Genomic DNA, 15,726 nt, shown 5'->3' with positions numbered 1-15,726 from the left:
CTATTACGGTCTGATACCGCTTACAGACATCATTATACATAGTCAATATCTTAAAATCTATTTTTAAGCTGCTGATAATCGAAAAAAATATTGGAGGTAAATTAGTGAAGAAAAGATCTATATTTTTAATAATAATCGCAATAATTATATTAATTTCTTTAAGTATAATTGGTAATAAGAATTATTTGTTAATGTCATTCATATTTTTAGCATTGACCATTGGAGTTTACTTTATTAGATTTGAACATCGTAAAACTAGTGCTAAAGAAATTGTATTCATAGCAATAATCTGTGCTTTGGCCGTTGGTGGACGAGTGTTGTTTGCTGCATTGCCATCGGTGAAACCTGAATTATTTATTTTAATTATGGGTGCAATAGTTAGTGGACCAGAAACTGGTTTCTTAATGGGGACAATTATAGCGTTAGCTTCCAATATGTATTTTGGACAAGGAGCTTGGACACCGTGGCAGATGTTTGCACTAGGAGTTATTGGATTAGTCTCAGGATTGTTTTCAAATAAGGGTATTAACAGATGGTTACTAGTTGTTTGGGGATTTTTGAGCGGATTTATTATGGGTTGGATCATGGATATTTATTATATATTGGGATTCGTAAATCCTATAACTTTTAAAAGTGTTGGGATTTCGATTGCTGGAAGTTTTTATTTTGATCTTATTCATGCGGTGTTTACGGCTATCTTATTATTTTTGGTCGGCAAACGTTGGATCAAGCTTTTTAACAATTATCGTACAAAATACAATTTATTTAAAAAGGAGTAGCTTATGAAAATATATACAAGAACTGGTGATAAAGGGAAAACTAGAATTATTGGGAATGATGTTTTATATAAGTCCGATAAGAGAATAAATGCATACGGAACTGTGGATGAATTGAATTCGATAGTTGGTATGGTAATTGCTAATTTATCAACTAAAACTAAAGAATTGAAAGATGAGCTTGAGGAAATACAACAATTACTATTTGACTGTGGAACTGATTTAGCAATTTCGCAAAATGATACAAAGCATGAGTTTATTTTCAAAGAAGATAATAAGGCTGTCGATTGGCTAGAAAAGAATATCGATAAATATACTGATAAAACAACTAAAATTCAAAAATTTATTTTACCAGGTGGATGTATCACTGCGGCTAATTTACATGTTGCAAGAACTGTAACCAGACGAGCAGAACGTGAAATCGTTAGCCTTATGCAAGATGAGCCAATCAATGATGAAGTTTTGAAATTTATAAATCGTCTATCAGATTATTTCTTCATTGCTGCCAGATACGCCAATGTTTTAGAAGATGTTGACGATATTCAATATCGTAATAGTAAACCCGTATTTAGATAAAATATTTCGGAAGTCTTTCGGTGTTTTAAAATTGACTTTGTGAAAAATTGATATGATAATGAATTGGGATCGGGGGAGTAAACTATGAACAATATAACTATCGAAAAATGGCTAGAATTTTCAAAAAAACAAAGAATGATCGAAAGTAATCTTGAATCAGGACTAGCTAAGTCTGATTTGTCACTTAACGAGTTTTATGTTTTATATGCTTTGAATTTTGAAGACGATAAAAAATTACGTCTTCAAGATTTACAAAAACATGTTGGATTAAGCCAAAGTGCTATGTCGCGATTAGTTACTCGCCTGGAATCAAAAGATTTTGGAGCAATTGAAAGAAGCATCTGTAAGAACGACAAACGTGGTATCTATATACATTTGACGACTACAGGTGAAAATATTTTAAGTGATGCTTCAAAAATCGTAACTAGAATTTTAAAAGAAATCTTCTAAAGTATCTTTTTATTTTTCTAAAATAATATATGCATATTCATTTATTTTTCTGTTTGAAGGTAATCTCGTAATTTCTTCACATAATCTTTGCTTTTTTATCTTAGATTTGCAAAAAATTATTCAAATCTGTTGGTTATTATTTATACATAGTCAAATACAGGAACCAAGGTACTTGATTATGAGAGGTGACTAATAGAGATAATAATCATGACAAATTTAAAATAAAAAAATAGGAGCATTACTTATGAAAAATATTAAAACAGGTACAAAGGGCTTGCCAATCGGCAAGCCCTTTCTTTTTTGTCTTTAAAATACCGGTAAGCGCTTTCTTAGAGTAAGGATTAGTCAAATTAAGTAAAAAGATTTTTTAAAAATAGCACCACACATGTTTAAACAACTGTATATAATAAAGTCGTAATAAAATCTTATAAATAATTCAATATGTGCGTACTAGAATTAGTATAAGGAGGAAAGCCTAATGACTAAATTACAGTTATGGAAACAGCGTGTATTTTACGGGACAACCGATATGGCCGGAAATCTTATCTGGCAAATGGTTGGACTATATCTTTTGTTTTACTATACAACGGTGTTGGGTATTTCAGCAGCTTTTGTTGGAACATTATTCCTTTGTGTAAGATTCATCGATGCCTTTGATGGAATGTTTTTCGGATTTTTAATTGATCATACACATTCCAAATATGGTAAAGCAAGACCTTACTTTTTATGGTTTGGAGTTCCGTTAGGAATTCTATCATTCTTACTATTCTTTAATCCAAGTTTTGGTGGCAATAAGGTCATCGAAATGATTTGGATAAGTGTAGTTTATACTTTATTCAGTTTGATCTATTCAGGTTCAAACACACCTATTACAGCAATTTTACCAAGTTTAACAGATGACGCTGATGAACGTGCTAATTTGGCATCTGCCAGAATGGTTATGACCAATACGGGTACAGCTATCATTGGTGCTATTACTTTACCAATGGTAAGTTTCTTCGGTGGTAAAAATCAGCAATTAGGATTTACGATCTGGGGTGCAATTGTTGGCCTTGTTATTGCAGGATGCTTCTTCTTAGCATTCTTAAATTTGAGAGAACGTCCTATTGAAGAAGAGAATACTAATGAAGAAATTAAAGGGTATCTATCAGTTAAGGAATCATTCAAAGGTGCCTTTAAGAATAAACCATGGGTGGTTTTAACAATTAGTTTTATTGCAGTTCAAACATTTTGGGTTGTACGTATGGCCTCAGGTGTTTTCTATATCAATTACGTTTACAAACGTGCTGATATTGTTGGACTATTCTTAGGAATGACAATCTTTGCAGTACCTGGTAATTTACTTGTACCACTACTATCAAAGAAATTTAGAAATCGTAATTTAATGGATGCTTCACTTGTATTGTTCATTATTGGCTCTATCTTGATGCCATTAGGTGAAAAATCGGGTAATCTAATTCTATTATTTGCCGGTAATATCATCGGTATGATCGCTATGGGTGCAGTATTTACATTAGCATTTGTTATGATTGCTGATACTGTTGAGTATGCTAGAACAAATCTCCATATTGAAGAGCCAGGATTCTTATCATCAGTCCCTGTTGTGGGAGCTAAGATAGGTATGGGACTTGGTGGAGCATTATCTGGTTGGATTCTTACATGGGGTGGATTTTCATCCAGTAATAAAGTTCAATCTGCAAAAGCTTTGACATCAATTAATATTAATTTCGTATGGCTACCAATTGTTTTGGCAATTGTAATTATCGCTATTCTTCATATGTATAAGTTGAACGAAAAAGAAGATAGCGTTTCTGAAAAAGCAGAAAATTCTAAATTAAAAGAAGCCTAGGAGATGTATGTGATGTTAAAAAATGATTATGACACAGAATTAAATCGTCTTAAACAAATTGAGGCCTCTGATGTACCTAGACTTGAACATGTAAAAATGGTTGTTAAAGATCGTGTTGATGTTCATTCTTATGAGCCTCATACACTAGAAATTTTAAAAGAGCTGGGGGATGATCCAGTTCTATCTAATAATCTTGATACCTTACGTGCAGGAACAGTAGCTGAAGGTATAACGGATATTAGTTCAAATGATATTAATGTTGAACCTAAATATATGGACGAATTAGATCAAAGCGTTAGATTTTATAGAATATATCGACCTGAAAATATAGATAAGCACAAAGCTTTAATTTATATTCATGGTGGTGCTTATTATGGAGGTAGTCCAGCTGATCCATTGGTACCGCTAAAAATGCTTGCAAGTCAATATGACGGAGTTATTTATAGTGTTGACTATCGTTTGGCACCAGAAAATCCTTATCCGTTAGGACTTATGGATTGTCTATCAGTTTTGAAGATGGTCGCCAAATCAAAAACTGAGATTACAATTGCTGGAGATTCAGCAGGAGCATCTATGGCATTAGGAGTTAGTGAACTAAGTCATTATATGGGGATATATGATGTTGATAGCCAAATCTTATTTTATCCAACTGTCGTCCATGGATCAGATCTTGAAGGTTCGTTATGGAATGATAATAAGATTCCTATCGTGGATGAGCAGAGAAAGATTTTACACAACAGTTACGTGTTATTTAAACAACTAGATACAAAAATGACTGAATTATATATGCCTGAAGGACATGTAAATTATCGTTCACCAGTTGTTTCACCATTATATGCTGATCCAACTATTTTTAAGAAAGTTCTCGTCATGACGGGTGAATTTGATCCTTTCAGACTTCAAGATGAGGCGTTCTTAAGTAAATTAGGAATGGCTGGATGTGATGCTAAATATATTCGCTATGGTGGCATGGGTCATGCATACTTGAACTTGATCGGTAAGGCAGCGGCCACTGAAGATTCAATTCACGAATGTGCTAAATTCTTAGCTCATTAAAAAAATTCCATCCTTTTAAAGGGTGGAATTTTTGCTTTCTGATTGTAGATCTCGTAATTTTTTTAATTCAATTCTCCAAGTTCCTACTAACACTAGACAAGAGCCTAACCAAGCTAGTGGATTTGCTAAAGCAGCACCATAGAAACCAAAGAGATTTATTAATACCACGCTGGCAAAGACTCTCATTATAAGTTCGGCTATACCTGCGATAGTAGGAGCCTTTTGGTTTCCAAGCCCTTGAAGTGTATATCTAACGATGAATAGAATGGAAAGTAAGAAGTACATAGTTCCGTTAAAGTAATAATAAATTTGAACTAAGTTTAAGACATGAGTTTCACTACCGTTCATAAACATATGAGATAAACCTCGTCCAAAGAAGACTAGTAATAAACCAATTACTAAACTAGCACTGGCTGATAACAGTACTCCTGATTTAACACCTTTTAAGATACGATGATATTTTTTTGCACCTAAATTTTGAGCAGTGTAATTTACTAAAGAAATACCAAAACTCAAAGCAGGTAAGGTGGCAATTTGTTCAACTCTCCCGGCAACTGTGTATGCGGCGACTGCATCTGCTCCTAAAGTATTGAGCATGAATTGTAAAATTATTGATCCAATAGCGATGATTGAAGACTGGAATCCCATTGGCAAACTTATACTTAATAGTTCTTTTATTTCAGCTCGATCAATTACAAAATCGTGACGAGTCAAAATTAAATACGGTACTTTTCTTCTTATATAAAAGTACAAAATTATAAAGGTTATAGTTTGAGCACTTACTGTTGCTAAACCGGCACCAGCTACACCCATGTGTAGATACAGAATAAAGAATAATTCTAAGACAATGTTCAATATTGTACTGACTATCAAAAAGAATAATGGAACTCGTGAATTTCCTAGTGCCCTCATTGTATTTCCTAAGAAATCAAATCCGATGAATGAAAAGATACCAGCAAAAATTATTTCCAAGAAAACAAACGAATCGTGAATTAACACCTTAGGTGTTTGCATCACTACTAATAGTGGATAAGCAATTACTACAGCAATAGCAGTAAAGATAACCGTTATAGCAAAAGAGATAATAATTCCAGAGGCAAAACTTTTAGTTACACCTCGTATATCGTTGGCTCCATATCTTTGGGCCGTTAAAATCGTTAAGCCACTAGTTATACCTTGTGCAAATCCAATTACCAAAAAAGTTAGGCCACCGGTTGCACCGACACTAGCAAGAGCATTGACACCAATTGTTTTACCTACAATAAGGGTATCAATAAAGCTATAAAATTGTTGAAAGAAGTTTCCTAATAGTAGTGGAATCGTATATAGGAAAATAATTTTAGTGGGATTTCCCTTGGTTAAATCTGTCAATAATGTATCCCCCTCTTATGTTTCATTTAGACAATTCTAAAACTATACTCCTTTTTTGGTAAATTTGAAGCATTTTAATTTGATCCAATAAATTGATATTCAAAAAAACGTATCAATATTTTTATAATGCGATAAAAATATTTACGTATACTGGTACACAGAATAAGTGTATATGTGGCATAATATAAATAATGATATATGTTTACACAAATGTGTGTGGGGAGGAATAATCAATGCAAACAAAAAAAATTGCTGAAAGGTTATTATTTATTACAATTTCGATTATGGCTTTTTTTGGCGTTTTGCAACGAACATCGTATGCGACAATAGCCTATCCTGATTCTAATGTCATTGAAAGTCCACCTAATAGTGGTCTGTCATTGGATGACTATTTTACAATTGGTAAATTTAATGGAGTTGATACTACGGGGAACAGCGCCACCATTAAACCCAATAGTAATGGTGTGGATGTTATAAGGATGACAGATGGAGAAAATGAGACTAGTGCTGTATGGAGCAATAACGATAAAAATTATCTAAATATTAAGAAAAAGCAAACTCTCTCTATGTGGCTATATTTTGGTAGTGTTAAGGATACTAGAGGTATTCCCGATGGTATGGCATTTGTTCTTCAAAATGATGAAAGAGGTGCCAATGCAATTTCTAAATTAAACGGTAAAGTTAATAATGGTGAAACACTAGGTGTATGGGGTTCAGATGGTAATAAAAATGTTACTAATACTGATGCTGGTTACGGTGGAGTAACCCCTATTCAAAAGCAAGCTATACAAAATAGTGTTGCAATAGAATTTGATACAGAGACCAATCATTATGGTGATAAAAAATCTCCAAAACTATGGAATACTTTTAATAATAATCCAACAAAGAGCAATCTTCCTAATGCAGGTGATGCGTTTGATTTCTTGCCTATTAATTATGGTTCAGATAATAATAGCTTTATTTATTTTGCAAATGATCAGCAATACGGACACATGGCTTGGCAATATCCAGCAGATAAGAATTCATATGAACAATTAAGTTTAACACCACCAGGAACTGGTGGAATTTTTATAAATCAATCATATTCAGTAATGGCTTTAAAACATCACTTTAATGGTGGAAATATGTATTTCCAAAGAAATAGCTTAGATGGATCAAATTATACTAAGTCTTGGAAACACTTTACTGTTGATTATACGCCGCCAGCTGATGGAAGTAATATGGCTAAACTTAGATATAGACTTGGTGACAAAGCTGCGGATACTGGTAAGGCACAAACTCCTGATATGGATGCAACAGCCGATATTGATATAACTAAGTTTGGAGATGTAAAAGACAATAAATTAAGATATGGATTCACTGCTTCAACTGGTGAGGGTGCTAATACTGTAAGTGCAATGATCTTTGAGACTATGCCTTCACTTGTAGATGCAGAGTCTAACGCTTATGTAGTTGATAAAACAGCCAATACAAGAATCAAACAACCAACAAATATTGAAGTAAATGAAGATGCACAAGTTAATCAAAATTATGAATTATATGATAAAGATTCGTTATCATTGACGCCAACTACTAAGGTCCATCCTAAAGATGATCTTAGACTGAATTATCTTTTCCATTATAAAGATGGTGAAGATCCGGCTACTGGGCTTAAGAGTACTTTCAATGTTCCAAAGAATATTACAGTGAATACTGATAGTAGCGGAAAAATCGGTGTAATGCATTATATTAGTAAAACTGGAACGACTAAAGATGTTGATATTCCAGTTGAAGATCTCAAAGATGGAGTTATTTCTACATCTATAGATGACATGGGAGATCCTAACAACAATAATTGGGAATATGCTAGAGCTGAAATAAATGCCTCGGCTAATGATACTGACACAAAGCTTAATGTTCCATTGACGACTTCACAAATCGAAGGTGATAATTATAAGGTAAATATTGATACTGCAGCTTTCGATATCGTTAAGCCAGCTGATACACTGAAGATAACAACCAATATGGATGATCCGACAGAAGTTAAGTTGGGTGATAAATTTGATTTAACCGGTGATATCAGTTTTGGTAGTGGAGCAACAGTAAATAAAGGTGATATGTATATCAATTATTCGATTGATGATGGTTCTAATCTTCGTGCTAGTGATGATTCCAGTGGTAGTAAATTTACTATTCCAGATTTTGAAACAGGTACAGGTTCTGATCAACTAGGGATTGGTGATCATACTATTAAGGTTCAAGTAGTTGATAGTAACTATACAGCATCTGATGGAACTAAAGATACGTTATCATCAAACGTATTAGAATATCATATTAAGGTAACAAATAAGAGTGTTGTAATTACACCAGATGATTCAAATATTACAGTTAACGATAATGAACCAGTAATTCTTTCAGGAAGTTATTTGCATTCTGATGATACGACGACATCAGATGAAGGAGGAGATTCACAAATATCTTATACAATTACTAATAATGGTACAAAACAAGATACTGTAACTGAAGCTCAAACTAATAACGGAAAATACGCTTTTACTTTGAAACCATATGCTTATGATAAAGATCCATCTACTTCATTGGATGACTACACAGGCAATACTGGTCTTAAGGTAGGAAAGAATGTAGTAACGATTCATATCGTTGACAAAGAAGGTCATAAATCTACTGATAAAGATGTAATTATAAATGTTCCAGATATTTCGCCTACTTTAACAACTGATCAAAATGAATTCAGTGTTATTGAAGATGACCCGATAGATTTGAATGGTAAAGTTGGATATACAGGTGACTATCAAGTTACTCCAAGTAAATTAACTTGGAATATCGATGCAAATAATCATAAGTATGTTAAAGGTTATGGTGGGAATACGCCTGTAGTCACACCAGTTGATCAAGATATTTCTGTAGATTCAACAGTTAACGGGATGACTGACCAAGACGATAATCCATATAAGATTTCAGTTTATTTCACTGATCCATATGGACGTAAGTCTAATACTGTTGAGTATAATGTAAATATTATCGATAAGACCGCTACAATTGAAAATGGTGATTACAGATTTCAGAATGTTCATGCAATTGACAGACCTACACGAGTAAAACGTGAAGGAAATTGGAATCTTAAAGTAAATAGTGTCATGACAAAGTGGACCTTGACCGCTAAAGCAAGCGATATGGTCAAAGATGCAGGAATGCCTGATGAAACAAGGCTTGATGGTGATTTGATCTATGTGTCAAAAGATAATGTAACACATGACTTAAGTTCACAAACATTTATTCAAAGTGATCAAGATGATACTGATAGTGAAGTTACCAATATTGCTGGTAATTGGGCTTCTGATCAAGGTGTCTTACTTGATTTGAACTCTAGAAATGTTTCAGGTTCTTATACGGGAAATATTGAATGGGGTCTAGCAGATAGTGTTTAGACAAATTAATAGTAAGCACAAAAAAACGCGGATAAGTTAATATCCGCGTTTTTTAGTTTATGATTGTAATGCTACTTTTGAATAATTGATGATGCGCTCTTTGTCAGCTTTGATATCAATAGATTGTTCTCTGAAGATAACATGAGTGTCTTTGTTAGCTTTGATTTTAATTTGTTCATGATCAACTTCAAAGTAGTAATGAATATTCTTAAAATTCATATTGAATTTAATATTATTCCATGATTCAGGTACTTTAGGGTCAATTTTTAATTCTTGACCACGATAATCAACACCCGCAAAGCATTCGATAACAACATTCAATGTTGCTCCCATAACTCCTAAATGAATTCCTTCAGCGGTTGTTCCACCTTGAATATCATAGTAATCACTTGTAAGTGAGTCATCAAATAGTTTCCAAGCTAAATCTAAATCATTAACTTTTAAAGCTAACATCGAATAAACAATTCTTGAAAGGCTAGATCCATGTGTTGTTCTGCTTAAGTAATAACGAATATTATTTTCGATAAACTTATCTTCGTCATCAACTTCGTATCCAAGATCCTTCATTATTTCAAGGAAAGTACCGACTCTTAAATTGTAAATAGGCATTAAAGCATCTGCTTGTTTTGCAACTTGGTAATTATCAGGTGAATCACCTTCAGCTTTAAGAATACGATCCATACGTTCAATATTGCCGTATTGGCGACGATAGAAATCAAAGTTGATAAGTTTAAGTTTGAAGTAGCCTTCAAATTGTCCTAAAATTTGATTTTTACTATATTCTAGTTTTAGATTACATCTAATATCATGCATTTTATCTAGGTCATCATCAGTAAAATGTGATCTGCTGAAGTTTTCTCTTAAGACTTCTGATGATTCGTTATTGATGATTTGTTCTACCTTTTTAAATAGCCAGCTAGTCATGATATTTGTATATGCATTATTCTTGAGACCACCAGTCTTTGCTCCGGGATAACCTTCATGGAATTCGTCTGGTCCCATAACATCATTGATGCTATATTTCTTAGTTTCTCCATCGTATTCAGCTAGGCTTATCCAGAATTTTGCGATATTAAGAAGTATTTCTAGACCATATTCTTGTAAGAATTCTTCATCATTAGACATATTATAGTAATTCCAAACATTGTAAGCTATTGCTAATGAAACGTGGTGTTGTTTTCTAGAATTATCTGGTTCCCAATGATTAGTGATAGGATTCAAGTGAATTGATTGAGATTGTTCATCACCATACATTGCACTTTGCCAAGGGTACATTGCGCCTTGGTAACCACTTTCTTGAGCATATTTTTTAGCTGCGTCTAGTCTATTGTAACGATACATCAACAATGATTTAACTAATTTTGGATAGTGGATATTATAGTATGGAAGGATGAATAGTTCATCCCAGAAGATATGTCCACGATATGCTTCACCATGGAGTCCACGTGATCCAACTGATACATCAAGATGTTTGTTGACATTTTGATGTGCTGTGATCGTTAGATGGTAGGCATTCATTCTAAGCAATTTTTGAGATGTTATATCTCCATCGATTTCCAAATATTCGTCGTCCCAAATTTCATTCCATGCACGAGTACTATTTTTGATAATATCTGAAAAATTATGATGATATGTATTTGCCTTTAATACTTCTATCAAATCACCCTTTGTTTCAAGGGAGGTGTAGATGCTGACAGTTTTTTCCATCGTGTATGATTGATTCTCTTTAGCCTCAAATGTCATGTATTGACCGATTTTTTCTTGCGATTTATCGGAGTGTATTTTTGGCTCAACCTCATTTGGGGAAGAAATCACGGAACTAACCGCAATATCCACATGTGAGTTTCTAGTATGTGCAAGTAATAATGCGAAATTATCTGATACTTCAGTTTTATCTATTCTTAGATGATGATGGTCCAAAGTACGATATCTTTTTACATTTTTATTAGAAACCGCTCCATCGATCTCAGTATAAATTTTGATTTTCCCGGAGAAATTTAATGGTTCGACAGTGTACTGCAAAGAGTAGCAGTGGAAGTGGTGCATATGTGCCACTTTTTTTGTAGTTACTTTTAGTTTTTTACCATTTTGAAGTGAAACATACATAATAGTAGATAAAATTCCATTTTTCATGTTTAGCGTTCTATAAACAGTTTCAATATCTTCATCTCTTAGTTCGAAGAAGTCACCATCATCGATGCTAAAGGTTGTATATTGTGCGTTAGGTAAATTGACAAGATCTTCATTTGATATGTCTTGGTTATTTATGAAAGTTGTCAATTGATTATAAACACCAGCAACATAAGTACCTGGATAACCATTATCATTTGCACGTGACTCTAAATAAGCACCACGAACTCCGAAGTATCCATTTCCAATTGTCAAAAGAGATTCTTGACCATATTGTTTCTTTCCTTCATATGTTCCGTAGTAATCAAGGTGCCATCCAGCATAATCTTTTTCGTCATCTGTAGCTTTTTGAAGTCCATACTTTTTAACATTATGGATTCCAACTGTAGGTACATGGAAGAGATTTTCCATGTAGAGACTAATATCAATAGGTCTATTGGCACAACTGACAATTGTGTCTCTTATTTCAATATCAATAGGATTCATAATCACAACGACATCGAAAAATTCAGGAACTTTTGATTTAAAGTTGCTAAAGTTAGCGTCTAAATCTAGTGCAGGATTAAGATTATAGATTTTTTTAACAGATTCATTTCTGTCGGTATCTTTATATGAATACTTTAAATATTTATCGGTAACTGTTAAATATAATGGCAGCATAATAATATTCTCCCAATTCATAAAATTTGAATTCCTGACAGACATGTTTAAACATATCTATGCTAACTACATTATAACTGCTATTTTATTATTTGTTTAAACAATTTTGATAAAAATATTTATTCTAAATTGAAAAAAGCGCCTGGGAAAATTTTCTTTGTCCCAGACGTTTTTTCAGTTAATTTAAAGCATTTTTTATTTCCAAATCAGAGTTAGATCTAAATCCATCTTTGATTTTTGCATTAGTTTTCATATTATTCAAATATGGTGTACAAACTGAGAATCCACTACTTGCACTTGTAATGAATGGAATAATAGATTTGTCTTTTAAGTCGAATTTGTCAAAGAAACTGTGGATGATCATCGGTGGTTGTCGATACCAAATTGGAAAGCCCAAATAAATGGTTTGGTAATCGCTTAAATCAAAGTCTTCATTTATAGTAGGGCGTTCGTCATTGTCAATTTGTTCTTTAGCTTTGGCGACTAAGTCATCAAAGTCACCAGGATAATCATCCTTAGAAGTCATCTCAACGATTTTAGAATTAGTTTTTGATGCAATTTTTTCAGCTGCATTTTTTGTAGTACCTGATTGAGTAAAATATATTACGATCGATTTCATGATATTTCCTCCTTATATAAGTCCATATTGACCTTAATTTTACGGTTAATGCAAGAATTATTTTTAAAACTTATAAAACTCTTGCCTTAGAGTGTACTTTAAGGTTTATATTATTCTACAAATAGTGAGGCGATTTAAATGGAAAATGTATTAATAATTGGTGCGAGTGGTTCCATTGGATCACTAGTACGTCGAAAACTATTAGATACTAGTGATAGTCATTTAACGTTGTTTGTACGAAATATTGATAGATTGGGTAGCATTGATGAACAAAGAGAGACCGCAGTTGCCGGGGATGCTACCAATTTTGATGAGTTAAATAATGTAGTAGAAAATCAAGATGTTGTTTTTGTCAGCGTAAGTAGTCGATTATCTGAAATTGCTGAAAATGTTGTTAAAGCTATGGATAAAAATAAAGTTGGTCGAGTTATATTTATGACATCAATGGGAATATACAATGAAATAAAATCAAACGGGTTTATTGATGATATTCCAGAAGTTTTATTACCATACAGAAAAGCGGCAGATATAATAGAAGCTTCTGACATTCAATATACTATTTTGAGGCCGGGATGGTTCGATGATGAACCAGATACTAATTATCAGATCACCTTTAAAGGCGAGGCTTTTGTGGGCCATGGTGTTTCGAGAAATAGTGTTGCTGACCTTGCAACAAGAATAATCAACGAACCAACACTTTATATGAATGAGAGTTTAGGATTAGCAAGAGCATAGGAGAAATAATATGAATATTAAAGAAGTAGCTCAAAAATATGATTTAACAGCAGATACACTAAGATATTATGAAAAAGTAGGTTTGATTCCTAAGGTCAACAGAAATGAAGTTGGCTATCGTGATTTTACCGAAGAGGATACAAATTGGGTAGAATTTGCAAAGTGTATGAGAAATGCTGGTATGTCGATTGAAGCACTGTCAGAATATGTGGCACTTTTTCAAAAGGGAGATTCTACGATTGCCCAAAGAAAGAAAATATTACTCGATCAACAAGCTATAATGGCTGAAAAACTTAAGGATATGCAAGCAACATATGATCGACTAACTAAGAAAGTGGATAATTACGATAACCATATTGCCAAATTTGAAGAAGAGAAGCTTGAAAATATAGAACATGCCTAAAAAAATTTATTATTCGGCCATGCAACATGATAAATTGATCGTGCCTTGGCAAACTGATGATAGAAGTATTTTAAATATTTTGAAGAGATATCATGATGTGGTTCTAGTTAAATTAAAGGGTGATATTAAGTATTCTTTAGACGATTTGATCGACTTAGGAGATCTCTATGTATATAAACAGCAAACATTAGACGATTTTATGAATGAAAAAACCTGTGGGAGTGTTTATTTAGATAGTGCCTTTACATTGATCGATGAGTTAGAAGGTTATCCTATTAGAAATGATTTTGGTCCAATTTATTTAGCAACTGCATTAGCACAAAAATTAAAGTTATCCAAAAAACTTAGTCATATATTGATTACAGCTTTTATTACTTCACTAAATCATAATCTCTTTGACAGCTTGGAATGTTTTTATCAAAAGGATTGGGATGAATTTGATAAGAAATTTTTGAATAAATTGGTTGAAGAGCCATATCAAGCACCAAGTTTTAAAGATAGGGAAGTTAAGGTCCAATTTAAGAAATACACTGATTATTCATTAGTTGCTAAAGCATTTCAGGATTTATATCAATTGAATAAGATTCATGAAATAAAGTTCTCATTGGCAAATTTACAATTAAAACAGTCGTTTGAATTGATCCAAATGGCTCTAAAAATGGATAATTTTTTCAAATAAACTATTTTTTAGAGGCCTATTTAGTAAATAATCATTATTTTCATAAATTATTTTTCTTTTATGATTGTTGATATAGCAATGATAATAAGAACAAATGTTTCATTTGTGTTACTAAGATTACAGAAAATTCCGAAACTGTAATCTATTAATGCTATTTATGTAATATAACCCTGTTACTATATCACTCGTAGCGTTAAGAGCTAAATAAACAAATGAGGATGTAATTAAATTTATGAAAAAAGTATTATCAATCGCTTTATTAAGTACTATGGCACTAACAGCTATGGGAGCAACTGCTAAAACAGCCCAAGCTGCTACAACTATTGACAGCACTCATGTAAGTGTTGAAGCAGGTGATACATATAAGAGTATTGCAGCCGCAAATGGTATAACTGTTGCCGAACTTGAACAAGCTAACGGAAGAGAAATTGGTGGATTTGATTTGATTTTCCCTGGTGAAACAATCACTTTACCAACAGCTCAAGCAACAACACAAACACAAAGTACACAAACACAAAGTACACAAACAACACAAGCTGCTACAACAAACACAACACAAGCAGCTCAAACACAACAAACACAAGCAACAACACAAACACAAACACAAAGTACACAATCAAGTACAACAGGTACTTCACACGGTACATTCAAGATCAGTTTTTATGATCCAGCTGTATTAGGTTCAAACATGGGTTATGGTGGTGTTGCAGCCAACCTTTCAGTATTCCCTAAGGGTACACAACTTAAGATCACTTTAGCAGATGGTACAGTATTGTACAGAACTGTTAATGATACAGGTACATTTGCATATAGCAACCCTCAACAATTAGACGTTGCTATGCCAAATGCTCAAATCCCTTCATACGGTATTACTTCAGCTACAGTTGAAGTAATCTAAATTTGAGCATAAAAAAAAGAGTCCTTACGGGCTCTTTTTTTTGGTTCTACACTTTCTGGTATTGATGAATAAAATCAATACCAGTTTTTTTGTATC

13 protein-coding genes are annotated in these 15,726 nt (G+C 33.0%); 10 read left to right on the top strand and 3 right to left on the bottom strand.

The features are described from left to right. Positions 1-104: 104 nt before the first annotated feature. From FC72_RS05930 to FC72_RS05910, 5 genes are all read left to right on the top strand, one after another. Positions 105-779 carry an ECF transporter S component gene (locus tag FC72_RS05930; RefSeq protein ID WP_057765776.1) on the top strand — a complete coding sequence of 225 codons (675 nt, stop codon included), beginning with the start codon at positions 105-107 and terminating at the stop codon, positions 777-779. Between the two features lie 3 nt (positions 780-782). Then, a complete protein-coding gene (locus FC72_RS05925; RefSeq protein ID WP_057765774.1) occupies positions 783-1,352 on the top strand; it encodes a cob(I)yrinic acid a,c-diamide adenosyltransferase in 570 nt (189 codons plus the stop codon). Between the two features lie 84 nt (positions 1,353-1,436). Then, positions 1,437-1,802, top strand: coding sequence for a MarR family winged helix-turn-helix transcriptional regulator (locus tag FC72_RS05920; RefSeq protein ID WP_057765772.1), 366 nt, complete (start codon positions 1,437-1,439; stop codon positions 1,800-1,802). A gap of 478 nt (positions 1,803-2,280) precedes the next feature. Beyond that, positions 2,281-3,651, top strand: coding sequence for an MFS transporter (locus FC72_RS05915; RefSeq protein ID WP_057765771.1), 1,371 nt, complete (start codon positions 2,281-2,283; stop codon positions 3,649-3,651). Between the two features lie 12 nt (positions 3,652-3,663). After that, positions 3,664-4,707: an alpha/beta hydrolase fold domain-containing protein gene (locus FC72_RS05910; RefSeq protein ID WP_057765769.1), complete on the top strand. Its 1,044-nt coding sequence runs from the start codon at positions 3,664-3,666 to the stop codon at positions 4,705-4,707. A 15-nt stretch (positions 4,708-4,722) separates the two neighbouring features. Here FC72_RS05910 and FC72_RS05905 read toward each other — a convergent pair whose 3' ends face one another. After that, positions 4,723-6,078 (bottom strand): MATE family efflux transporter, encoded by a 1,356-nt coding sequence (locus FC72_RS05905; RefSeq protein WP_057765767.1) that lies wholly within the window; start codon positions 6,076-6,078, stop codon positions 4,723-4,725. Between the two features lie 233 nt (positions 6,079-6,311). On the opposite strand from FC72_RS05905, the gene FC72_RS05900 reads away from it, so the two are divergent. Next, positions 6,312-9,506 carry an L-type lectin family protein gene (locus FC72_RS05900; RefSeq protein ID WP_057765765.1) on the top strand — a complete coding sequence of 1,065 codons (3,195 nt, stop codon included), beginning with the start codon at positions 6,312-6,314 and terminating at the stop codon, positions 9,504-9,506. Positions 9,507-9,563: 57 nt separating this feature from the next. Here FC72_RS05900 and FC72_RS05895 read toward each other — a convergent pair whose 3' ends face one another. Both FC72_RS05895 and FC72_RS05890 read right to left on the bottom strand, forming a co-directional pair. Continuing rightward, positions 9,564-12,296, bottom strand: coding sequence for a glycoside hydrolase family 65 protein (locus FC72_RS05895; protein ID WP_057765763.1), 2,733 nt, complete (start codon positions 12,294-12,296; stop codon positions 9,564-9,566). Between the two features lie 178 nt (positions 12,297-12,474). Then, complete coding sequence (locus tag FC72_RS05890) at positions 12,475-12,915, bottom strand: flavodoxin (RefSeq protein ID WP_057765761.1); 441 nt, start codon at positions 12,913-12,915, stop codon at positions 12,475-12,477. A gap of 138 nt (positions 12,916-13,053) precedes the next feature. Here FC72_RS05890 and FC72_RS05885 point away from each other — a divergent pair, with 138 nt between their 5' ends. The 4 genes from FC72_RS05885 to FC72_RS11150 all read left to right on the top strand — a co-directional run bounded on the left by FC72_RS05885 (position 13,054) and on the right by FC72_RS11150 (position 15,630). Next, positions 13,054-13,650 carry an NAD(P)H-binding protein gene (locus tag FC72_RS05885; RefSeq protein ID WP_057765759.1) on the top strand — a complete coding sequence of 199 codons (597 nt, stop codon included), beginning with the start codon at positions 13,054-13,056 and terminating at the stop codon, positions 13,648-13,650. A gap of 10 nt (positions 13,651-13,660) precedes the next feature. After that, entirely contained in the window at positions 13,661-14,053 is a 393-nt protein-coding gene (locus FC72_RS05880; protein ID WP_057765757.1) for a MerR family transcriptional regulator, read from the top strand. Continuing rightward, the gene (locus FC72_RS05875) at positions 14,046-14,732 is read left to right on the top strand and encodes a hypothetical protein (protein ID WP_057765754.1); all 687 of its coding nucleotides are present in this window, start codon (positions 14,046-14,048) and stop codon (positions 14,730-14,732) included. The genes FC72_RS05880 and FC72_RS05875 overlap by 8 nt, the downstream gene beginning before the upstream one ends. Positions 14,733-14,964: 232 nt before the next feature. Further along, the gene (locus tag FC72_RS11150; protein WP_057765753.1) at positions 14,965-15,630 is read left to right on the top strand and encodes a LysM peptidoglycan-binding domain-containing protein; all 666 of its coding nucleotides are present in this window, start codon (positions 14,965-14,967) and stop codon (positions 15,628-15,630) included. The last annotated feature ends 96 nt before the right edge of the window (positions 15,631-15,726 follow it).

The organism is Companilactobacillus tucceti DSM 20183, from assembly GCF_001434665.1.
Taxonomy (GTDB): domain Bacteria; phylum Bacillota; class Bacilli; order Lactobacillales; family Lactobacillaceae; genus Companilactobacillus; species Companilactobacillus tucceti.
Note: the sequence above shows the minus strand (reverse complement) of the source record. Positions and strands in the feature narration are given on the sequence as shown.